This window comes from Streptomyces sp. NPDC002698, assembly GCF_042888945.1.
Lineage (GTDB): Bacteria > Actinomycetota > Actinomycetes > Streptomycetales > Streptomycetaceae > Streptomyces.
This window is the reverse complement of the sequence record NZ_JBIAQM010000002.1, coordinates 45,874-69,988: the sequence shown is the minus strand read 5'-3', so window position 1 is coordinate 69,988 and position 24,115 is coordinate 45,874. Positions and strand designations below refer to the sequence as shown.

Sequence of the window (24,115 nt, the reverse complement as noted above, 5' to 3'; positions counted from 1 at the left end):
ATACCGGCCGCGCCACCGGCCGCCCCCCTGACGTCACCGCGGCCGGTGCGTCCCGGCGCGCCCTGTCCTCCTCCCTCCCCCCACATCTGTCCCACTCCCGGAGGTATCCCCCCATGCCCCGTCTCGACGGTGACTCCCTTCCCCTGACAGCGGCCCAGCGCGAGATCTGGCTCGCCGAGCAGCGCTCCCGGACGCCGATCCCGGGCTACCGCGTCGGCGAGTGCCTGGAGATCCACGGGCCGGTGGACCGGGAGCTGTTCGAGACCGCGCTGCGCCGGGTGGTCGGCGAGATCGACGCCCTGCACGTGACCTTCGTCGACGACGGCGAGGGCCCGCGCCAGGTCCTCCGGGAGAGCTGGGACTGGGCTCCGGCCCACCTCGACCTCAGCGGGGAGCCCGACCCCCGGGCGGCGGCCGTGGAATGGATGGAGCGGGACCTGCTGCGCCCGCTGGACCTCGCCCGTGACCCGCTGTTCGGCCACGCGCTGATCAAGGCGTCACCGACGGAGTACCTCTGGTACCTGAACTACCACCACGTCGTGCTGGACGCGATCAGCAGCTCCATGCTCCGGCAGCGGGTCGGCGAGGTGTACTCGGCACTGGCCGAGGGCGGCGCCGTGCCGCCCTGCCCGTTCGGCTCGCTGCGGGACCTGGTCGACAGCGACGCCGCCTACCGCGCCTCCACCGACTTCGCCGCCGACCGCGCCTACTGGACCGGGCGCTTCGCCGACCTGCCCGCCCCGACCCGGCTCACCGACGCCTCCGCGACCGACCCGCACCGCGCCCTCCGGCTGGCCGAGGAGCGGGAGCTGCGCCGTCCGGACGCCCTGCGGGCGGCGGCGGGACGTTCCGGCGTCCGGTGGTCCCGGCTGGTGGTCGCGGCGACGGCGCTCTACGCCCACCGGCTGACCGGCAGCCAGGACGTGGTGCTCGCCCTGCCCGTCACCGCCCGCCGGGGCGCCGACCGCGACCTGACGGCGGTGCCGGGCACGACGTCCAACGTGGTGCCGCTGCGGCTGACGGTGCGGCCGGACATGCCGTGGCGCGAACTCGTCGCCCAGGCGGCGCGGGAGGTCGAGACGGCCGTCGCGCACGAGCGCTACCGCAGCGAGGACCTGCTGCGGGACCTCGGCGCTCCCGGCAGCATCGGGACGGCGTTCCCGCTGATCGTCAACATCATGGCCTTCAACTCCAGGCCGAGCTTCGCCGGGCATCCGGCCTCCGTGCACCACTTCGTGTCCGGGTCCACCACCGACCTCGCCGTCTGGGTCTTCGACTACCGGGACGGCAACCCGCCGCTGCTCCGGCTGCACGGCTCGCCGGAGGCGTACGGCCAGGGCGACCTCGCCGGTCACCAGCAGCGGCTGCTCGCGCTCCTTGACACCCTCGCGGACTGCGACCAGGACGAGCCGGTGGGCCGGATCGAACTGCTCACCGCCGAGGAGCGCCGTGAGCCGGCGGAGCTGGGCTCAGGACCGGTGGCGCCGGCCCCGGCCACGAGCCTGCCGGAGCTGTTCCGGGAGCACGTCCGGGCGACCGGGGACCTGGTCGCGCTGGTGTGCGGCGACGTCTCGCTGACGTACGCGGAGCTGGACGCGCGGGCGAACCGGCTGGCGCACGCCCTGATCGCGCGGGGCGCGGGGCCGGAGCGGCTGGTGGCGGTGGCGCTGCCGCGCTCGGCGGAGCTGGTGGTGGCGATCCTCGCGGTGCTGAAGACCGGCGCCGCGTACGTCCCGGTCGATCCGGAGTACCCGGCCGCGCGGATCGCGTACCTGCTCGACGACGCGCGGCCGACGCTGGTGGTCACCGACTCCCGCAGCGGGGACCGCCTGCCGGACAGCGGTCCTGCCGACCGGCTGGTGCTCGACGACCCGGAGACGGCCGCCCTGGTGGCGGGTTGCCCGGCGGCCGACCCGATGGTGGCCGTCGACCCGGGTCATCCGGCGTACGTCATCTACACCTCCGGTTCCACCGGCAGGCCCAAGGGCGTGCTGCCGACCCACGGTGGTCTGCTCGACCTGCTCGCCGACCTCCGGCAGGTGCACTTCGCGCCGGTGCTGAAGGCGCGGCAGCGGCTGCGGGTGGCGCTGACCACCTCGGTGTCCTTCGACGCCTCCTTGAACCAGCTGCTCGCCCTGTTCGGGGGCCACGAGCTGCACGTCCTGGAGCACGCGACCTGGACCGACCCCGACGCCTTCGTCGGTTACGCGGCGCGTCGCGGACTGGACTACATCGAAGCCACCCCGTCCTACCTCCAGGTGCTCGTCTCCCACGGGCTGTTGAGTGACCCGCGGTGGCGTCCGGCACTGGTCGCGGTGGGCGGCGAGGCCGTCCCGGAGCGGCTGTGGGAGCAGCTGCGGGCGGTGGAGGGGGTGTCCTGCCTCAACCTCTACGGGCCGTCCGAATGCACCGTCAACTCGGTGGTCGCGCAGGTGGGTTCGAGCGCACGCCCGGTGATCGGCCGGCCCGTCACCAACGCCCGGCTGTACGTGCTCGACGGTGCCCTGCGGCCGCTGCCGACCGGTGCGGCGGGTGAGCTGTACATCGCGGGCGCGGGGCTGGCCCGCGGCTACCTCGACCGGCCGGGGCTGACCGCCGGGCGGTTCGTCGCCGACCCGTTCGGGCCGAGCGGGTCGAGGATGTACCGCACCGGGGACCTGGTGCGCTGGGACGAGGCCGGGAACCTGGAGTTCCTCGGCCGCACCGACGACCAGGTCAAGATCCGCGGCTTCCGGATCGAGCTCGGCGAGATCGAGGCCGTCCTCGCCGAGCACCCGCAGGTCGCCCGGGCCGCCGTGACGGTGCGCACCGAGGGGGAATCCCGGCTGGTCGCCTACGCGGTGCCCGAGCCCGGCGCCACCGTGACCGACACCGCCCTGCGCGACCACCTGCGGGACCGGCTGCCCCGGCAGCTGGTGCCGGCCGCCTACGTGCTGCTGGACGCGCTGCCGCTGACCCCGAACGGCAAGCTCGACCGGCGGGCCCTCCCGGCGCCCGAGCGACAGCCCGCCGCGCCGGGCCGCGCACCGCGCACCGCGACCGAACACCTGCTCGCCGGGCTGTTCGCCGAGGTGCTCGGGGTGTCCGAGCCCGGGCTGGACGACAGCTTCTTCGACCTGGGCGGGCACTCCCTGCTGGCCACCCGGCTGGTCGCCCGGGCCCGCTCGATCCTCGGCGTGGAGCTGCGGCTCGGCGACCTGTTCGACGCGCCGACGGTCGCGGAACTGGCGGCGGCGGTGGACGTCGCGGGCCGGGCGCGGCCGGCTCTGCGGCGGTGTGAGCGGCCCGAGGCGGTTCCGCTGTCCTTCGCGCAGCGCCGGCTGTGGTTCCTGCACCGCATGGAGGGCCCGAGCGCCACGTACAACATCCCGTTGGCGTTGCGGCTGTCCGGGAACCTGGACCAGCGGGCCCTGGAAGCCGCCCTGGCGGACGTGGTCGAGCGGCACGAGAGCCTGCGCACCGTCTTCCCGGTGCTCGACGGCGTGCCGTACCAGCGGGTGCTGGACCCGGGCGCGGCACGGCCGCGGCTGCGGGCGACCGAAGTGGGCGAGCGTGACCTGCCGGAGCGGCTGGCGGAGGCGGCCCGGCACGGCTTCGAGCTCTCCGGGGAGCCGCCGCTGCGCGCCGAACTGTTCCGGCTCGGCGCCGAGGAGCACGTGCTGCTGCTGGTGGTGCACCACATCGCCGGTGACGGCTGGTCGACGGGGCCGCTCCTGCGGGATCTGACGACCGCCTACGCGGCCCGTGCCGAGGGGGCGAAGCCGGAGTGGTCGCCGCTGCCGGTCCAGTACGCCGACTACGCCCTCTGGCAGGGGGAACTGCTGGGCGACGGCGCGGACCCGGACAGCCTGCTGAGCAGCCAACTCGCCTACTGGCGACAGAAGTTGGCGGATCTGCCCGAGCAGGTCGAGCTGCCGTTCGACCGGCCCCGGCCGACGGCGATGTCCTACCGGGGCGCCCATCTCCCGGTGCGGATCGACGCCGAGCTGCACCAGGGCCTGCGCGCGCTCGCCCGGGACGGCGGGGCCAGCCTCTTCATGGTGCTCCAGGCCGGGCTGGCCGCCCTGCTGGGCAAGCTCGGCGCGGGCACCGACGTACCCGTGGGCACGCCGATCGCCGGACGCACCGACGAGGCCGCGGACGACCTGGTCGGCTTCTTCGTCAACACCCTGGTGCTGCGCACCGACCTCTCCGGCGACCCGTCGTTCGCCGAACTGCTGGGCCGGGTGCGCACCGACGCGCTGGCCGCGTACGCGCACCAGGACGTGCCGTTCGAGCACCTGGTGGAGGCGCTGAATCCGGCCCGGTCGCTGGCGCACCACCCGCTGTTCCAGACCATGCTCGCCCTGCAGAACGCGCCGCTGGGCACGTTCGACCTGCCCCGGCTGCGGGTGGCGGCCGACCTGGTCCACACCGGGACGGCCAAGTGCGACCTGACCTTCATCGTGGCCGAACAGCCGGGTGAGGACGGCCTGTCGGGCGTGGTGGAGTACAGCACCGACCTGTTCGACGAGGCCACCGTGACAGGGATCGTCGAGCGGTGGCTGCGGCTGCTGCGCACCGTCGTCGCCGACCCCGGCCGGCGGATCGGACAGGTGGACGTGCTGTCCGCCGACGAGCTCCGCGCACTGCTTCCGGCGCGTACCGACCGGAGCGAGGCGCCGTCGGAGAGCGGCCTGACCGCGCTGTTCGAGCGACAGGTGCGGGCGACCCCGGCCGCCGTCGCCCTCACCGACGGCGAAGTCACCCTGACATACGGCGAGTTGAACGCCCGCGCGAACCGGCTGGCGCACGCCCTGATCGACCGGGGCGTGGGGCCGGAGCAGCTGGTGGCGCTGGCCCTGCCGCGCTCGGCGGAGCAGGTCGTGGCGGTGCTCGCCGTGCTGAAGGCGGGCGGCGCCTACCTGCCGGTGGACCCGCGGTACCCGGCCGCCCGGATCGCCTACCTGCTCCAGGACGCCCGGCCCGCGCTCCTCGTGACCACGAGCCGGACCGGCGACCTGCCGGGCGCGGACCCGGTGGACCGGCTGCTGCTGGACGCCACCGACCTGGACGGGCTGCCGGACACGGACCCGGAGGTCCCCCTCGACCCCGGCCACGCCGCCTACGTCATCTACACCTCCGGTTCCACCGGCAACCCCAAGGGCGTGGTGGTCTCGCACCGGAACGTGGTGCGGCTGTTCGGCACCACCGAGAAGCTGTTCGGCTTCTCCGCCGAGGACGTCTGGACGCTCTTCCACTCCTACGCCTTCGACTTCTCGGTGTGGGAGCTGTGGGGTCCGCTGCTGCACGGCGGCCGTCTGGTGGTCGTGGACCACGAGACCAGCCGCTCGCCCGGCCGCTTCCTGGAGCTCCTCGCCCGCGAGCGGGTGACCGTGCTCAACCAGACGCCGTCCGCGTTCTACCAGCTGATGCAGGCGGACGCGGAGGCCCCGGAGACCGGCCGCCCGCTCGCGCTGCGCACGGTGGTGTTCGGCGGTGAGGCGCTGGATCACGCCCGGCTGGCGAGCTGGTACGAGCGGCACCCGGACGACGCGCCGCTGCTGGTCAACATGTACGGCATCACCGAGACCACGGTGCACGTCACGTACGCGGCGCTCGACCGGTCCGGCGGCGCCGCCGGTGGGATCGGCACGGCCGTTCCGGACCTGCGGACGTACGTGCTGGACGCCCACCTGCGGCCGGTGGCCCCGGACGTGCCCGGCGAGCTGTACGTCGCGGGCGCCGGACTGGCGCGCGGTTACCTGAACCGGCCCGGCCTGACCGCCGGGCGCTTCGTCGCCGACCCGTTCGGGCCGCCGGGATCGCAGATGTACCGCAGCGGCGACGTGGTGCGCCGCGCGGCGGACGGCGGCCTGCGCTACGTCGGCCGGGCCGACCAGCAGGTGAAGGTACGCGGCTTCCGGATCGAGCTCGGCGAGATCGAGACGGTGCTGGCGGAACACCCGCAGGTCGCCCAGGTCGCCGTCCTGGCCCGGCAGGACCGGGCCGACGACACCCGGCTGGTCGCGTACCTGGTGCCGGCCGCGGGTACCGCACCGGGTCCGGCCGACCTGCGTGGGCACCTGCGCGAGCGGTTGCCGGAGCACATGGTGCCGTCGGCGTTCGTCGTGCTGGACACGCTGCCGCTGACCGCCAACGGCAAGCTGGACCACCGGGCCCTGCCCGCCCCCGACCTCGCCCCGGCGGCCTCCGCCCGCGCGCCGCGCACCCCGCAGGAACAGGTCCTCTGCGAGCTGTTCGCCGAGGTCCTGGGCGTGGCGTCGGCCGGCGTCGAGGACGGCTTCTTCGACCTGGGCGGGCACTCGCTGCTGGCCACCCGCCTGGCCGCCCGGATCCGCGCGACGCTCGGCGTGGAGATGCCGCTGCGCACCCTGTTCGAGGCGCCGACCCCGGCCGGCCTGGCCGCCGCCCTGGTGGCGGCCGGACCGGCGCAGACCGCCCTGGCACGGCGCGAACGTCCCGAGGCCATCCCGCTGTCGTTCGCGCAGCGGCGGCTGTGGTTCCTGCACCAGCTGGAGGGCGCAGGCGCGAACTATCACATCTCGCTGGCCTGGCGGCTGTCCGGGGATCTGGACCTGCGGGCCCTGGAAGCCGCGGTGGCGGATGTGGTCGAGCGGCACGAGAGCCTGCGCACCGTCTTCCCGGCGGTCGACGGAGTGCCGTACCAGCAGGTGCTGGATGTCGAGGCGTCCCGCCCGCGGCTGCTCGTCAGCCGGACCACCGAGTCCGAGCTGCCAGACGTCATGGCGGAGGCGAAGGCCCGTCGGTTCGACCTGGCGGTCGATGTGCCACTGCGTGCCGGGCTGTTCGAGCTGGCGGCGGACGAGCACGTGTTCCAGGTGGTCCTCCACCACATCGCGGGTGACGGCTGGTCGCTGGGCCCGCTCGCGCAGGGCCTGACCACCGCCTACACGGCGCGCCGCCGCGGCGAGGAGCCGCAGTGGGCGCCGCTGCCGGTGCAGTACGCCGACTACACCCTCTGGCAGCACGAACTGCTCGGCGACGCGGCCGACGGGGACAGCCTGTTCGCCCGCCAGGCGGCCTACTGGACCCGGCAGCTGGCCGATCTGCCCGAGCAGCTCCAGCTGCCCGGCGACCGGTCCCGCCCGGCGGTCGCCTCGCACCGGGGCGGTTCCGTGCGCGCCGGGCTGGACGCCGAGCTGCACCGCGGGCTGCGCGAACTCGCCCGCGCCCACGGCACCAGTCTGTTCATGGTGCTCCAGGCAGGGCTGGCGGTGCTGCTGAGCAAGTTCGGCGCGGGCGACGACATCCCGGTCGGCAGCCCGGTCGCGGGCCGTACCGACCAGGCGCAGGACGAGCTGGTCGGCTACTTCGTCAACACCCTGGTCTTCCGTACCGACACCTCGGGCGATCCGACGTTCGCCGAACTGCTGGGCCGGGTCCGGGAGACCGCGCTGGCCGGGTACGCGCACCAGGACCTCCCGTTCGAGTACCTGGTCGAGGCACTCAACCCGGTCCGGTCGCTGGCGCACCACCCGCTGTTCCAGGTCATGCTGGTGCTGCAGAACGCGCCCCGGGCCGACTTCGCGCCGCCCGGGCTGAGCGTCGGCGACATGCCGTCGACGTCGACCACCGCCAAGCTCGACCTGATCTTCACCATGTCCGAGCGGCACGCGCAGGACGGCTCCCCGGAGGGGATCGACGGGTCCGTCGAGTACACCGGCGACCTGTACGACCCGGCCACCGTCGAGACGATGATCGAGCGGTGGGAGCGGCTGCTCCGCGCCGTGGTGGCCGACCCGCGGCGGAGGCTCAGCCGGTTCGGCCTGCTCACCGCCGAGGAGCAGGGTGAGCTGACGGCGCTGGGTACCGGCCCCGCGGCCCAGACCTTCACCGAGAGCCTGCCGGAGCTCTTCCGGGCTCAGGTGCGTGCGACTCCGGACGCCGTCGCGCTGGTGGGGCCGGAAGCGTCGCTGACGTACGCGGAGCTGGACGCGCGGGCGAACCGGCTGGCGCACGCCCTGATCGCGCGGGGTGCGGGGCCGGAGCGGCTGGTGGCGGTGGCGCTGCCGCGCTCGGCGGAGCTGGTGGTGGCGATCCTCGCGGTGCTGAAGACCGGCGCCGCGTACGTCCCGGTCGATCCGGAGTACCCGGCCGCGCGGATCGCGTACATGCTCGACGACACCCGGCCGGTCCTGGTGGTGACCGACGCCCGCACCCGGGACCGCCTGCCGGACACCGGTCCCGCCGGATGGCTGGTGGCCGACGACCCGGAGACGACCGCGCTGCTGGCGGGTTGCCCGGCGGCCGACCCGATGGTGGCCGTCGACCCGCGCCATCCGGCCTACGTCATCTACACCTCCGGTTCCACCGGCAGGCCCAAGGGCGTGGTGGTGACCCACGGCAGCCTGCGCAACCTGTTCGCCGACCAGGGTCCGCTGATGTTCCGGACGGGGGAGCGGCTGCGGGTGGGGCTGACCACGTCGGTGTCGTTCGACGCCTCCTGCGACCAGATGTTCGCCCTGTACGCCGGCCACGAGCTGCACGTCCTGGACGAGGAGACCTGGACCGATCCGGACGCCTACCTCGAGTACGCGGCGCGGGTCGGGCTGGACACGGTCGGCGGTACCCCGTCCTACCTGCAAGTCCTCGTCGATCACGGGCTGTTGGACAACCCGCGGTGGCGTCCGTCGCTGGTCGGGCTGGGCGGGGAGACCGTTCCGGAGCGGCTGTGGAAACGGCTGCGGGCGGCCGACGGGGTGTTCGCCCTGAACTACTACGGGCCGGCCGAGTGCACGGTGGACTCGACCTTCGCACCGCTGGAGTCGAGCCCGCGCCAGGTGATCGGCCGGCCGCTCGGGGGTGTCCGGTTGCACGTGCTCGACGCCGCGTTGCAGCCGGTGCCCGAGGGCGTGCCGGGCGAGCTGTACATCGCCGGTGCCGGGCTGGCGCGCGGTTACCTGAACCGGCCGGGCCTGACCGCGGGACGGTTCGTCGCGGACCCGTTCGGTCCCGGCGGTTCGCGGATGTACCGCACCGGTGACCTGGTGCGGTGGGGCCCGGACGGGAATCTGGAGTTCCTCGGCCGCACCGACGACCAGGTCAAGCTCCGGGGCTTCCGGATCGAACTCGGCGAGATCGAGACGGAGTTGGCGGAACACCCGCGGGTCGCGCAGGCCGCCGTGACCGTCCGGCAGGACCGGGCGGGGGACACCCGCCTGGTCGCCTACCTGGTGCCCGCCACCGGGGCGGAGCTTCGGCCGGAGGACCTGCGGGCGCACCTGCGCGGGCGGCTGCCCGACTACATGGTGCCCGCCGCGTTCGTCTCCCTCGACGTCCTGCCGCTGAACGCCAGCGGCAAGCTGGACCGGCGCGCCCTGCCCGAGCCCGAGTACGCGGGGTCGCGGGTCGGCCGGGCCCCGCGCACTCCTCAGGAACACGTGCTGGCCGGGCTGTTCGCCGAGGTCCTTGGCGTGCCGCGGGTCGGTGTCGACGACGACTTCTTCGACCTGGGCGGGCACTCCCTGCTGGCCACCCGGCTGGTCGCCCGGGTCCGTGCGGCCCTGGGCGTGGAACTTGCGCTGCGCACCCTGTTCCAGACCCCGACGGTGGCCGGGCTGGCCGCCGGGCTGGGCGGCGCGGACCGGGCCCGGCTCGCCCTGGAGCGGGCGGAGCGGCCCGAGCTGGTGCCGTTGTCGTCCGCTCAGCGGAGGCTGTGGTTCCTGCGCCAGCTGGAGGGCGCCGACTCGGTCTACAACATGCCGCTCGCGTGGCGGCTCTCGGGGCCACTGGACCTGGCGGCCCTGGAGGCGGCGCTGGGCGATGTCGTCGACCGGCACGAAACCCTGCGCACGGTCTTCCCGGCCGCGGACGGCGTGCCCCACCAGCGGGTGCTGGCCACCGCGGAGGCGCGCCCGAGGCTGTCGGTCACCACGGCCGACGAGACGGACCTGCCGGAACTGCTGACGGGGGCCGCGGCGCGCGGATTCGACCTCGCGGCCGAACCGCCGCTGCGCGCCGAGGTGTTCGAGGTCTCGGCGGACGAGCACGTGCTGCTCCTGGTGATGCACCACATCGCCGGTGACGGCTGGTCGCTGGGCCCGCTGGCCGCCGACCTGGCCACCGCGTACGCGGCACGCGGCCAGGGCGAGGAACCGCGGTGGACGCCACCGCCCGTGCAGTACGCCGACTACACCCTGTGGCAGCAGGAGCTGCTCGGCGACCCGGCCGACCAGGACAGCCTGTTCGCCCGCCAGCAGGCCTACTGGACCGAGCGGTTGGCGAACCTGCCGGAGCAGATCCGGCTCCCCGCCGACCGCCCCCGCCCCGCGACCCCCTCCTGCTCCGGCGGCCACCTCGCGATCGAACTGGACGCCGAACTCCACGCCGGGCTGGTCCGGCTGGGCCGGGAGCACGGCGCCAGCGTGTACATGGTGTTGCAGGCCGCCCTGGCGTCGCTGCTGGACAAGCTCGGCGCGGGAGAGGACATCCCGGTCGGCAGCCTGATCGCGGGCCGGACCGACGAGGCCCTGGACGGCCTTGTCGGGTTCTTCGTCAACACCCTGGTGCTCCGCACGGACACCGGCGGCGACCCGACCTTCGCCGAGCTCCTTGTCAGGGTCCGCGAGGGCGCGCTGGCCGCGTACGCACACCAGGACCTGCCGTTCGAGCACGTCGTCGAGGCCCTCAACCCGTCCCGGTCGCTCGCCCGTCAGCCGCTGTTCCAGGTGCTGCTCGCGCTGCAGAACGTGCCCCGCACCGAGTTCGCCCTGAGTGGTCTGGCCGCCGAGATCGTCCTGGTGCGGACGCCGACGGCGATGTTCGACCTCGGCTTCCACCTGCTGGAGCGCGGCGGCACCGGCGGGCCGGCCGAGGGCATCGCCGGGCGGGTCGAGTACAGCACCGACCTCTTCGACCCCGCCACGGTGGAGGCACTGGTCGCCCGGTGGCTGCGGCTGCTGGCGTCGGTGGTCGCCGAACCGGACCGGCCGCTGAGCCGGATCGACGTCCTCACCGCCGAGGAGCGGCACGAGCTGCTGGTCGTACGCAACGACACCGCCCGCCCGGCTCCCGACGCCGGCCTGCCCGCTCTGTTCGAGGCGCAGGTCCGGGCGACCCCGGAGGCCCCGGCGGTGGTGTTCGAGGACACCGTGCTGACCTACCGCGAACTGAACCGCAGGGCCAACCGCCTGGCGCACGCGCTGATCGCGCGCGGGGTGGGGCCGGAGCAGGTCGTCGCCCTGCGGCTGCCGAGGTCGACCGAGCTGGTGGTCGCCGTCCTCGCGGTGCTCAAGACGGGCGCGGCGTACCTTCCGGTCGACCCGGACTACCCGGCCGCCCGTATCGCGTACATGCTGGACGACGCCCGGCCCGCCGTGGTGCTCGACGACCTCGCGGCCGTCACACCGGACGGGGACCTGCCGGAGCACGATCCGGCCGTCGCCGCGGACCCGCGGCACCCGGCCTACGTCATCTACACCTCGGGCTCCACCGGCCGGCCCAAGGCCGTGGTGATGCCCGCCGCCGGGCTGCTGAACCTGCTGGCGTGGCACCACGGGTCCGTCGGCGGCGAACCCGGCACGCGTACCGCGCAGTTCACCGCGATCAGCTTCGACGTCTCGGTACAGGAGACGCTCTCCGCGCTGCTGTACGGCAAGACCCTCGTGGTGCCGACCGAGGAGCAGCGCCGCAGCGCCGAGCTGTTCGCCCGCTGGCTGGACCGGCACGGGGTCGAGGAGCTGTTCGCGCCCAACCTGGTGGTCGAGGCGCTGGCCGAGGCCGCCGAGGAGGCAGGGCTCGAACTGCCGAAGCTGCGGATGGTCGCGCAGGCCGGCGAGGCGATGCGGCTGGGCGGTGCGGTACGCCGCTTCCAGGCCCGGCGGCCGGGCCGGGAGCTGCACAACCACTACGGCCCCGCCGAGACCCATGTGATCACCGCCTACCCGCTGCCGGCCGACCCCGCCGACTGCCCGCTGCCGGTACCGATCGGCCGGCCGATCGCCAACTGCCGGGTATACGTGCTGGATTCGGCGCTGCGACCGGTCGCCCCCGGCGTGCTGGGTGAGCTGTACCTCGCCGGGGCGGGACTCGCCCGCAGCTACCTGAACCGGCCCGGGCTCACCGCCACGCGGTTCGTCGCCGACCCGTACGGTCCGCCCGGCGCGCTGATGTACCGCACCGGCGACCTGGTCCGCTGGCGCGCCGACGGCGAGCTGGAGTTCGCGGGCCGGGTGGACCACCAGGTGAAGATCCGCGGGTTCCGGGTCGAGCCGGGCGAGATCGAGGCCGAGCTGGCCGCGCACCCGGGTGTCGCCCAGGTCGCGGTGCTCGCCCGGGTGGACCGTCCGGGCGAGACCCGGATCGTCGCGTACGTCGTTCCCCCGGCCGGGACCGGGGCGACCGCGGCGGCGCTGGCGGCGTACCTGCGCGACCGGGTGCCGGAGCACCTGGTGCCGTCCGCGTTCGTGCTGCTCGACGCGCTGCCGCTGACGCCGAACGGGAAGCTGGACCGGGCGGCGCTGCCCGTGCCCGAGTCGGTGGCCACGCCGACGGGCCGGGCTCCGCGCACGCCGCAGGAGCAGATCCTGTGCGAGCTGTTCGCCGAGGTTCTTGGCGTGCCGCGGGTCGGGGTCGACGACGGCTTCTTCGACCTGGGCGGGCACTCCCTGCTCGCCACCCGGCTGGTCTCACGGGTCCGGGCGACCCTCGGTGTCGAGCTGGAACTGCGCAGCCTGTTCCGGGCGCCGACGCCCGCCGGGATCGCGGCCGGGCTGCACGACGCCGGCACCGCGCGGCAGGCCCTCGTTCCCCGGCCCCGCCGCGAACCGATGCCGCTGTCGTTCGCCCAGCGCCGGCTCTGGTTCCTCCAGCAGTTCGGGGCGCCGAGCGCGACCTACCACATGCCGCTCGCCCTGCGGCTGTCCGGCGACCTCGACCGGGCCGCGCTGAGCGCCGCGCTCGCGGACGTGGTGGCCCGGCACGAGACCCTGCGCACGGTCTTCCCGCACACCGACGGAGTCCCGTACCAGCGGGTGCTGGACACCACCGAGGCCGCCGTCCCGCTGACCGTACGCGCGGCGGGCGAGGCGGAGCTGCCCGCCCTGCTGCGCGAGGCGGCGGTGCGCGGCTTCGACCTGACCTCGGAAGTACCGCTGCGGGCGGAGCTGTTCGCGCTCGCGCCGGACGAGCACGTGCTGCTGCTGGTGATGCACCACATCGTCGGGGACGGCTGGTCCATGGGCCCGCTGGCCCGTGACCTGGCCACCGCCTACACCACCCGGCGGGGCGGCGGGGCGCCGGCCTGGCCGCCGCTGCCGGTCACCTACGGCGACTACACCCTGTGGCAGCACGAGATCCTCGGCGACGAGCACGACACGGACAGCGTGTTCGCCCGTCAGGTCACCTACTGGACCGAGGCGCTGGCGGGGCTGCCCGAGCAACTGCGGCTGCCCGCCGACCGGCCGCGCCCGGCCACCATGTCGTACGGCGGCGACCTGCTGGAACTCCGGATCGACGCCGAACTGCACGCGGCGCTGGTGGAGTTGGCGCGACGCTCGGGCGCGACCCTGTTCATGGTGCTGCAGGCGGCGCTGGCCGCGCTGTACACCCGGCTGGGCGCGGGCACGGACATCCCGATCGGGTCTCCGATCGCGGGACGTACCGATGAGGCGCTGGACGATCTGGTCGGCTTCTTCATCAACACGCTGGTGCTGCGCACCGACACGAGCGGTGATCCGACGTTCGCCGAGCTGCTGGGCCGGGTGCGGGAGACGGCGCTGTCGGCGTACGCGCACCAGGACGTGCCGTTCGAGCACCTGGTGGAGGCACTGAACCCGTCCCGCTCGCTGTCCCACCACCCGCTGTATCAGACCGGGCTGGTCGTGCAGAACGCGCCGGGCGGTGACTTCGAGCTGCCGGGTCTCCGGGTCTCCGGGGTGACCGTGCTCACCGGGACCGCGCGGCTCGACCTGACCTTCGGGTTCGCGGAGGAGCACGGGCCCGACGGCGCGCCGGCCGGGATCGGCGGTGCGGTCGAGTACAGCACCGACCTGTTCGACCGCTCGACGGTCGAGGTCCTGGTCGCCCGGTGGACCAGGCTGCTGGCCGCGGTCGCCGCCGCGCCCGACCGGCCGATCGGCGCGATCGACCTGCTGTCCGACGGGGAGCGCCGCGAGCTGCTGCCCGCCGTCGAGGGCCGGGCGGCCGGGGTGAGCCTGCCGGAACTGTTCGCGGCGCAGGTGGCGGCGGCACCGGACGCGGTCGCGCTCGTCTGCGGCGATGTCGAGTTGACGTACCGTCAACTCGACGCCTGGGCGAACCGGTTCGCGCACGCGCTGATCGATCGGGGTGTCGGTCCGGAGCAGACCGTGGCCGTGGCCCTGCCGCGCTCGGTGGAGTCCATGGTGGCCGTCCTGGGCGTGCTCAAGGCCGGGGCCGCGTACCTGCCCGTGGATCCGGCGTACCCGGCGGCACGGATCACGTACATGCTGGACGACGCGCGGCCCACGCTGGTGATCGACGATCCGGCGGCGGTGACCGAAGGGAACTGGCCGGACACCGGCCCGCGGACCGCGCTCGACGTCCGGCACCCGGCATACGTCATCTACACCTCGGGCTCGACAGGCCGGCCCAAGGGCGTCGTGGTGAGCCACACCGGCGTGTCGGGCCTGGTGGCGGCGCAGGCCGAGAGGCTCGGCGTGGCGCCGGGCAGCAGGGTTCTCCAGTTCGCCTCGCCCAGCTTCGACGCGTCCTTCTGGGATCTGTGCGGTGCCGTGCTCACCGGCGCCACCCTGGTCCTGGCCCCGTCCGAGGCCCCGCTGGAGGCCCTGACGGACCGCCGGCTCGGCGTCACCCACGTGACGCTTCCGCCCTCGGCGCTGGCCGCGCTGGAGAGCGCCGACCTCACGGCCACCACCCTGGTGGTGGCCGGTGAGGCCTGCACGCCGGAGCTGGTGGCCCGGTGGGCGCCGGGCCGGCGGATGATCAACGCGTACGGTCCGACCGAGACCACGGTGTGCGCGACCATGAGCGACCCGCTGACCCCGGGGCGCGGTGTACCGCCGATCGGCCGATCGGTCGCGGGCTTCCGGGCGTACGTCCTCGACGAGCGGCTGCGCATCGTGCCGCCGGGGGTGGCGGGGGAGTTGTATGTCGCCGGCCCCGGTCTGGCGCGTGGGTACCTGAACCGGCCCGGGCTGACGGCCGGACGGTTCGTCGCCTGCCCGTTCGGCCCGGCGGGTGAGCGCATGTACCGCACCGGGGACGTGGTGCGCCGGCTGGGCTGGGGGTCCCCCCGGCCGGAGGCTGGGGGAGAGCTGGAGTACGTCGGCCGTGCCGACGACCAGGTGAAGGTGCGCGGCTTCCGGGTCGAGCCCGGCGAGGTCGAGGCGGCGCTGGCCGAACACCCCGCCGTCGCCCAGGCCGCCGTGCTCGCCCGGGACGACCGGCTCATCGGCTACGTCGCGTCCCGTCCCGGCACGGTCGTACGTCCGGCGGAGCTGGCGGCGTACCTGCGGGACCGGCTGCCCGACTACCTGGTACCGGCTGTCTTCGGGGTGCTGGACGTGCTGCCGCTGACACCGAGCGGGAAGCTGGACCGGGCGGCACTGCCCGCTCCCGATCGCGGCCCGGCCGAGGTCGGGCGGGCGCCGCGCACCCCGCAGGAGCAGATCCTGTGCGAGCTGTTCGCCGAGGTCCTTGGCGTGCCGCGGGTCGGGCTCGACGACGGCTTCTTCGACCTGGGCGGGCACTCCCTGCTCGCCACCCGGCTGGCCGCGCGGGTGCGCTCGGTGCTCGGAGTGGAGCTGGGGCTGCGCGCGCTGTTCCAGGCGCCCACCGTGGCCGGCCTGGCCGAGGCGCTGGCCGGGGCCGGCCGCGTACGCCCGGCGCTGACCACGCACGAGCGGCCGGAGGCGGTGCCGCTGTCCTTCGCCCAGCGTCGGCTCTGGTTCCTGCACCGCATGGACGGCACCGCCGCGACCTACCACATCCCGCTGGCGCTCCGGCTGACCGGGACGCTCGACCGGGCGGCGCTGGACGAGGCGCTGGCCGACGTGATGGCCCGGCACGAGAGCCTGCGCACCGTCTTCCCGGAGGTCGACGGCGTACCCCGCCAGCTCGTCCTGGACCCGGCCGAGGCCCGGCCCCGGGCGCGGCTGACCGAGGTGCCGGAGGCCGAACTGTTCGAGCGGCTCGCCGAGTTCGCACGGCGGCCCTTCGACCTGGAGGCCGAAGCGCCACTGCGGGCGGAGCTGTTCGCGCTCGCGCCGGACGAGCACGTGCTGCTGCTGGTGATGCACCACATCGCCGGTGACGGCTGGTCCACCGGCCCGCTGGCACGCGACCTGGCCGAGGCGTACGCCGCCCGCTGCGAGGGCCGCGCGCCGCACTGGCCGGCCCTGTCGGTGCAGTACGCGGACTACACGCTGTGGCAGCGCGACCTGCTCGGTGACACCGCCGACCCGGAGAGCCGGTTCGCCGAGCAGCTCGACTACTGGAAGCATCAGCTGTCCGACCTGCCGGAACTGCTCCAGCTGCCCGCCGACCGGCCGAGGCCGGCCGTCGCCGGCTGGCGCGGGGACCATGTCGGCCTGGAGCTGAGCCCTGAACTGCACGCGGCCCTGGTGGAGTTGGCCCGAAAGTCGGGCGCGAGCCTGTTCATGGTGCTGCAGGCGGCGCTGGCGGCGCTGTACACGCGGTTGGGCGCGGGCACGGACATCCCGATCGGGTCTCCGATCGCGGGACGTACCGACGAGGCGCTGGACGATCTGGTCGGCTTCTTCGTGAACACGCTGGTGCTGCGCACCGACACGAGCGGTGATCCGACGTTCGCCGAACTGCTGGGCCGGGTGCGGGAGACGGCGCTGTCGGCGTACGCGCACCAGGACGTGCCGTTCGAGCACCTGGTGGAGGTGCTCAACCCGTCCCGCTCGCTGTCCCACCACCCGCTGTTCCAGACCATCCTGGCCGTGCAGAACGCTCCGATGGGCCGGTTCTCCCTGCCCGGCCTGGACGTCGCCACCTACGCGGTGGCCACCGGAACCGCCAAGTTCGACCTCGGTGTGAGCCTCGTCGAACAGTTCGCTCCGGACGGCGGCCCGGCGGGGATCGTCGGCGCGGTGGAGTACGCCACCGACCTGTTCGACCGCTCGACGGTCGAGGCGCTCGCCAGGCGCTGGACGCGACTGCTGGAGGCGGTCACCGCCGACCCGGACCGGTCGATCGGACGGATCGAGATCCTCGACGCCGACGAGCGGCACCGTCTGCTGGAGCGGGGCAACGCGACCGCCCGGGAGGTGGATGCCGTCCCGGTGCCGCAGGCGTTCGCGGCGCAGGTGGCGGCGGCACCGGACGCGGTCGCGCTCGTCTGCGGCGATGTCGAGTTGACGTACCGTCAACTCGACGCCTGGGCGAACCGGTTCGCGCACGCGCTGATCGATCGGGGTGTCGGTCCGGAGCAGACCGTGGCCGTGGCCCTGCCGCGCTCGGTGGAGTCCGTGGTGGCCGTCCTGGGCGTGCTCAAGGCCGGGGCCGCGTACCTGCCCGTGGATCCGGCGTACCCGCAGGCGCGGATCACGTACATGCTGGACGACGCCCGGCCGGCACTGATGGTCGACGACCCGGCGCTGGTGACCGAGGTGTCCGCGTGGCCGGAGACCGACCCCGTGGTCGCGCTCGACGTCCGGCACCCGGCATACGTCATCTACACCTCGGGCTCGACCGGGCGCCCCAAGGGCGTCGTGGTCGCCCACGGCGGCGTCGCGAGCCTGGTCGCCGCGCAGATCGAGCGCTTCGCGATCGAACCCGACAGCCGGGTGCTCCAGTTCGCCTCGCCCAGCTTCGACGCCTCGGTGTCGGAGATCTACACCGCCCTGCTGCGCGGCGCGGCCCTGGTGCTTCCCCCGACGGCGGACCCGGTCGCCGCGCTGACCGACCGGGACCTCGCGGTCACCCACGTGACCGTGCCCCCGTCCGTCCTCGCCGCCGTGCCGGAGGGCTCGGTGCACGTGCCGACACTGGTGGTGGCGGGTGAGGCGTGCCCGCCGGAACTGGTGGACCGCTGGGCGTCCGGGCGCCGGATGATCAACGCGTACGGTCCGACCGAGACCACGGTGTGCGCGACCATGAGCGACCCGCTGTCCCCGGGGACGGGCGTGCCGCCGATCGGCCGTCCGATCGCCAACGCCCGGGTGTACGTGCTGGACGAGCGGCTGCGGCCGGTGCCGACGGGCGTGGCGGGGGAGCTGTACGTCGCGGGCGCGGGACTGGCGCGCGGCTACCTGAACCGGCCGGGCCTGACGGCCGGACGGTTCGTCGCCTGCCCGTTCGGGGCCGGTGAGCGCATGTACCGCACCGGAGACCTGGTGCGCCGGCTGGGCTGGGGGTCCCCCCGGCCGGAGGCTGGGGGAGAGCTGGAGTACGTCGGCCGTGCCGACGACCAGGTGAAGGTGCGTGGCTTCCGGGTCGAGCCCGGCGAGGTCGAGGCGGCGCTGGCCGAGCACCCCGCCGTCGCCCGGGCCGCCGTCCTCGCCCAGGACGACCGGCTCGTCGGCTATGTCGTCCCGCACCAGGACGAGACCCGGGACAGTGGTCTGGAAGCGGACCACGTGGGCGAGTGGAAGGACATCTACGACGCCCTGCCCATCACCCCTGAGGAAGCCGACTTCGGCCAGAACTTCGTCGGCTGGAACAGCAGTTACGACGCGAGTCCGATCCCGGTCGAGCAGATGCGGGAGTGGCGGGACGCCACCGTGGCCCGCATCCTGGCCCTGCGCCCCCGCCGGGTGCTGGAGGTCGGCGTCGGCACCGGACTGCTGCTCTCGCGGATCGCGCCGCACTGCGAGACCTACTGGGCGACGGACTTCTCCGCCACGGCGGTCGACGCGCTGACCGCGCAGGTCGCCCGGCAGCACGACCTGGCCGAGCGGGTGGTGCTGGGGACCCGCCCGGCGCACGACACCGACGGTCTGCCGGCCGGGTGGTTCGACACCGTCGTGATCAACTCGGTGGTGCAGTACTTCCCGTCCGCCGACTACCTCGCGGACGTGATCGGGAAGCTGATGCGGCTGCTCGCCCCCGGCGGGGCGCTCTTCGTCGGCGATGTCCGCAACCTGCGGCTGCTGCGCCCGCTGGCCACCGCGGTCCAGCTGCACCGCACCGGTGCCGACGGCGACCTCGCGGCGGTGCGCCGCGCGGTGGAGCAGACCGTCAGGGTGGAGAAGGAACTCCTGGTCGACCCGGACTTCTTCACTGTCCTGCGGGAGCACGGCACGGACATCGGCGCGGTGGCCGTGGAGGTCAAGCGCGGCCGCCACCACAACGAACTGACCCGCTACCGCTACGACGTGACGCTGCACAAGGCCCCGGTCGTTCCGGCCGCCCCGGGCCGGACGGCCGACCTGGAGTGGGGGCGGCAGGTCACCGGACCGGCCGAGCTGCGCGAACTCCTCGCCCGGCCGACCGCCGACGTGCTGCGGATCACCGGAGTGCCGAACCGTCGGGTGCTGCGCGAGACCGCCCTTTCCCGGGCGGTGCAGAACGGCGACGGCTCGCTCGCCGAGCTGCTGGAGCGGCTGCACGGACCGGAGGGGAGCGAACTCCCGGATCCGGAGGACTTCCGGGCCCTCGGGCTGGAGTTCGACCGCTGGGTGGGCGTCACCTGGTCGGCGACCGCGGCCGACGCCTTGGACGTCGTCTTCGCCGACCCGCGGGCGCGGCACGCCTCCCCGGTCGAGCCGTACCGGTCGGCCCGGACCGCCGACAGGCCGCTGTCGTCGCTGACCAACCGCCCGACCGGCAGCCGGGGCACCGGCGCCCTCATCGGCGAACTCCGCGCATGGCTGCGCGGGCGACTGCCCGACTACCTGATCCCGTCGGCGTTCGTGGCGCTGGAGACGTTGCCGCTGACGGCCAGCGGCAAGCTCGACCGCCGCGCGCTGCCCGCGCCCGACCTCGGCCCGGCCGGAGCCGGGCGGGCGCCGCGCACCCCGCAGGAACAGCTCCTCGCCGAGCTGTTCGCCGAGGTGCTCGGCCTGGCCCAGGTCGGCGTCGAGGACAGCTTCTTCGACCTGGGCGGACACTCACTGCTGGCGACCCGCCTGGCCTCCCGCGTCCGGGCGGTCCTCGGCGCGGAGCTCGAGGTCCGGACGCTGTTCGAGACGCCGACCGTGGCCGGCCTCGCGGCCCGCCTCGACGGCTCCGGCACGGCGCGGCCCACGCTGACCACCCGGCCGCGACCCGAAAAGGTCCCGCTGTCCTTCGCCCAGCGCCGCCTGTGGTTCCTGCACCGGATGGACGGGCCGAGCGCCACCTACAACATGCCGCTCGCGCTGAGCCTGACCGGCGAACTCGACCGCCCGGCCCTGCACGCCGCGCTCGCGGACGTGATCGCCCGGCACGAGAGCCTGCGGACGGTCTTCCGCGAGACGGACGGTGTGCCCTACCAGGTCGTGCTGAGCGCTTCGCGGGCACACCCGGAGCTGCCGGTGGTCGAGCTCGACGAGAGCCGGCTGGCCGAGCGGCTGGCGCGGACGGCCCGGCGAGGCTTCGACCTGGCGGCGGAGCCGCCGGTCCGGGCGGAGCTGTACGTGCTCGCGCCCGACCGGCACGTGCTGCTGGTCGTGGTCCACCACATCGCCGCCGACGGCTGGTCGATGGGGCCGCTCTCCGGCGACCTCGCGGCCGCCTACACGGCGCGCTGCCGGGGCGAGGAGCCGCAGTGGTCCCCGCTGCCGGTGCAGTACGCCGACTACACCTGCTGGCAACGCGACCTGCTCGGCGACACCGCCGACCCGGACAGCCTGTTCGCCCGGCAACTGGCCTACTGGAAGGACGAGCTGGCGGGCATTCCGCAGCAGGTGCAGCTGCCCGCCGACCGGCCCAGGCCGCCGGTGGCCTCCCAGCGGGGCAGCCGGGTCGTGGTCCGGCTGGACCCCGAACTGCACCAGGCGCTGCGAGATCTGGCCGCCGCACGCGGCGCCAGCATGTTCATGGTGCTCCAGGCCGGCCTCGCCGCGCTGCTCACCCGGCTCGGCGCCGGTACGGACATCCCCGTGGGCAGTCCGATCGCCGGCCGTACCGACCAGGCGCTGGACGACCTCGTCGGCTTCTTCGTCAACACCCTGGTGCTGCGCACCGACACGAGCGGCGACCCCGGCTTCGCCGAACTGCTCGGCCGGGTGCGGCAGAAGGCGCTCGCCGCCTACGACCACCAGGACGTGCCGTTCGAGTACCTGGTCGAGGTGGTCAACCCGGCCCGTTCGCTGTCGCACCACCCGCTGTTCCAGATCATGCTGGCCCTGCAGAACGCGCCGGTGGGCGAGTTCGCGCTGCCGGGCCTGTCGACCGGCCACCTGGAGGCGTCGACCGGGACCTCGCGGGTCGACCTGACGTTCAGCCTGGCCGAGCAGTTCCGCCCGGACGGCGGCCCCGACGGCCTGGTCGGCGCGGTGGAGTACGCCACCGACCTGTTCGAACCGGCCACCGTGGAGCTGCTGTTCGAGCGCTGGGCGCGGCTGCTGCGCGCGGCGGTCGCCGACCCCGGCCGGCCGATCAGCCGGATCGACATCATGTCCGGCGAGGAACGTCGCCAGCTGCTGTCCCGGTCCACCGGTACCGCGTTCGAGCTGCCCGAGGCCGCGCTGCCGGAGCTGTTCGCCCGCCAGGTGCGCGCCACCCCGGACGCGGTGGCCGTCGTGGCGGGCGCCACCGAGCTGACCTACCGGGAACTCGACCAGCGGTCCAACCGCCTGGCGCGGGCACTGATCCGCCGGGGCGTACGGCCGGAGACACCGGTCGCGGTGCTGCTGGACCGCTCGGCGGACCTCGTCGTGGCGCTCCTGGCGATCATCAAGGCGGGCGGCGCCTACACGCCCCTCGACTCGCGCTTCCCGCGGTCCCGGATCGACCTGATCCTCCAGGAGGCCGGGGCCGCGCTGGTGCTCACCGAGGACGTGCTGGCCGCGTCGATCGAGGGCGAGCGCGACTCGTCCGACATCGAAGTGCGCTGCTATCAGCGGCAGTTGGCGTACGTGATGTACACCTCCGGCTCGACCGGCCGGCCGAAGGGCGTGGCCGTCACCCACCGCGACGTGGTGGGCCTCGCGCTCACCCCCGAGTACCGCGGCGGCGGACACGAGCGGGTGCTGATGCACTCCCCGACCGCCTTCGACCTCTCGACCTACGAGCTGTGGGTGCCGCTGCTCAACGGCGGCCGGGTCGTGGTCGCACCGCCCGAGCGGCTCGACCTCGACCTGCTCCAGCACACGATCAGCACGCACGGGGTGACCGGACTGTGGCTGACGGCGGGCCTGTTCCGCCTGGTCGCCGAGGAACGGCCGGCCCTGCTCGCGGGGGTGCGCGAGGTGTGGACCGGCGGCGACGTGGTCTCCCCGGCCGCCGTCGCCCGGGTGCTGGAGGTCTGCCCGGGCATCGAGGTGGTCAACGGCTACGGGCCCACCGAGGCCACGACCCTGGCCACCCGCCACCCGGTGCACGGCCTCCCCGGTAACGCCGCGACCGTGCCGATCGGCGGGCCGATGGCGAACATGCGCGCCTACGTCCTCGACGACCGCCTGCGGCCGGTGCCCACGGGCCTGGTCGGCGAGCTGTACCTCGCGGGAACAGGCGTGGCCCGCGGCTACCTCGGCCGGCCCGGCCTGACCGCGGAGCGCTTCACCGCCGACCCGTACGGGCCGCCCGGGAGCCGGATGTACCGCACCGGCGACCTGGCGTGGTGGCCGGCCGAGGGCACACTGGAGTTCGCCGGACGGACCGACCACCAGGTCAAGCTCCGCGGCCTGCGGATCGAGCCCGGCGAGATCGAGGCGATCCTCGCGAGCTGCCCGGGCGTCGCCCAGGCGGCCGTCGTCGCCCGCGAGGACCGGCCCGGCGACAAGCGGCTCGTCGCCTACCTGGTGCCAGCCCCCGGGGGCGTGCCCGAGGCGGGCGAGCTCTCCGGGCGACTGCGCCGTGAACTGCCCGACTACATGGTGCCGTCGGCGTTCGTCACCCTGGACACGCTGCCGCTCACCGCCAACGGCAAGCTGGACCGGGCCGCCCTGCCCGCCCCCGAGTACGGGGCGCAGGGCACCGGACGCGGCCCCCGGACACCGCGGGAGCAGCTGCTGTGCGGCCTCTTCGCCGAGGTCCTCGGCCGGGAACAGGTGCACATCGACGACAACTTCTTCGATCTGGGCGGGCACTCGCTGCTGGCCGCCCGCCTGGCCTCCCGCGTCCGCGAGACCCTCGGCCTGGAGCTGGGCCTGCGCATGCTGTTCGAGGCGCCGACCGTGGCCGGTCTCACCGAGCGCCTGGTCATGGACAACCCCGACGACGCCTTGGACGTGGTGCTGCCCCTGCGTTCGACCGGGACCGGCACGCCGCTGTTCTGCGTCCACCCCGGCGGCGGCATCAGCTGGTCGTACAGCGGGCTGCTGAACCACATCGGTCCCCAGCACCCGGTCTACGCGATCCAGGCGCGCGGCCTCGGCCGCCCCGAACCCCTGCCGGCGTCCTTCGAGGAGATGGCGGCCGACTACGCCGACCAGATCCGCAAGATCCAGCCCGAGGGCCCGTACCTGCTGCTCGGCTGGTCCGCCGGCGGACTGATCGCCCACGCGCTCGCCTGCGAGCTGCAGGCGCGCGGCGAGCGGACCGCGCTGCTTGCCATCCTCGACGCCTACCCGGTCAAGGACGTGCGGTTCGAGGAGATGCCCGTGCCCACCGAGCGGGACGTGCTCGTCGGTGTGCTCGACGTCGACCCGGACGAACTGGGCGACCGGGAGCTCACCTACGCCGAGGTCGCCGAGGTCCTGAACCGGCGGGGCAGCGCGCTGCAGGGCCTGACGGAGCAGCAGATCGAGGTCATCGTCCACATCATGATCAACAACTCGAAGCTGGCGGTCGACTTCGTCCCCGCCGGGTTCGACGGCGACCTGCTGCTGTTCAACTCCACGATCGACCGCGACGGGAACGACGCCGGACCCGACACCTGGCGCCCGTACATCGCGGGCCGGATCGAATCACACGAGATCACCACCCGGCACAACCGGATGACCGAAGCCGGCTCGCTGGCCCAGATCGGACCGATCCTGGCCGCCCGCCTCGCCGAGGCCACCGGTGACACCACCCTTTCCCACCAGGAGGACTGACC

The 24,115-nt window shown here is 74.2% G+C and carries 1 protein-coding gene; it reads left to right on the top strand.

The genetic code is table 11. From position 1 onward, the window contains the following. The first annotated feature begins 113 nt into the window (after window positions 1-113). Complete coding sequence (locus ACFYW9_RS02635) at window positions 114-24,113, top strand: non-ribosomal peptide synthase/polyketide synthase (RefSeq protein WP_389143732.1); 24,000 nt, start codon at window positions 114-116, stop codon at window positions 24,111-24,113. Window positions 24,114-24,115: the final 2 nt, after the last annotated feature.

Excerpts from the sequence above, each read along its gene's own strand:
- ACFYW9_RS02635 (WP_389143732.1), top strand. The coding sequence starts at position 114 with ATGCCCCGTCTCGACGGTGACTCCCTTCCCCTGACAGCGGCCCAGCGC.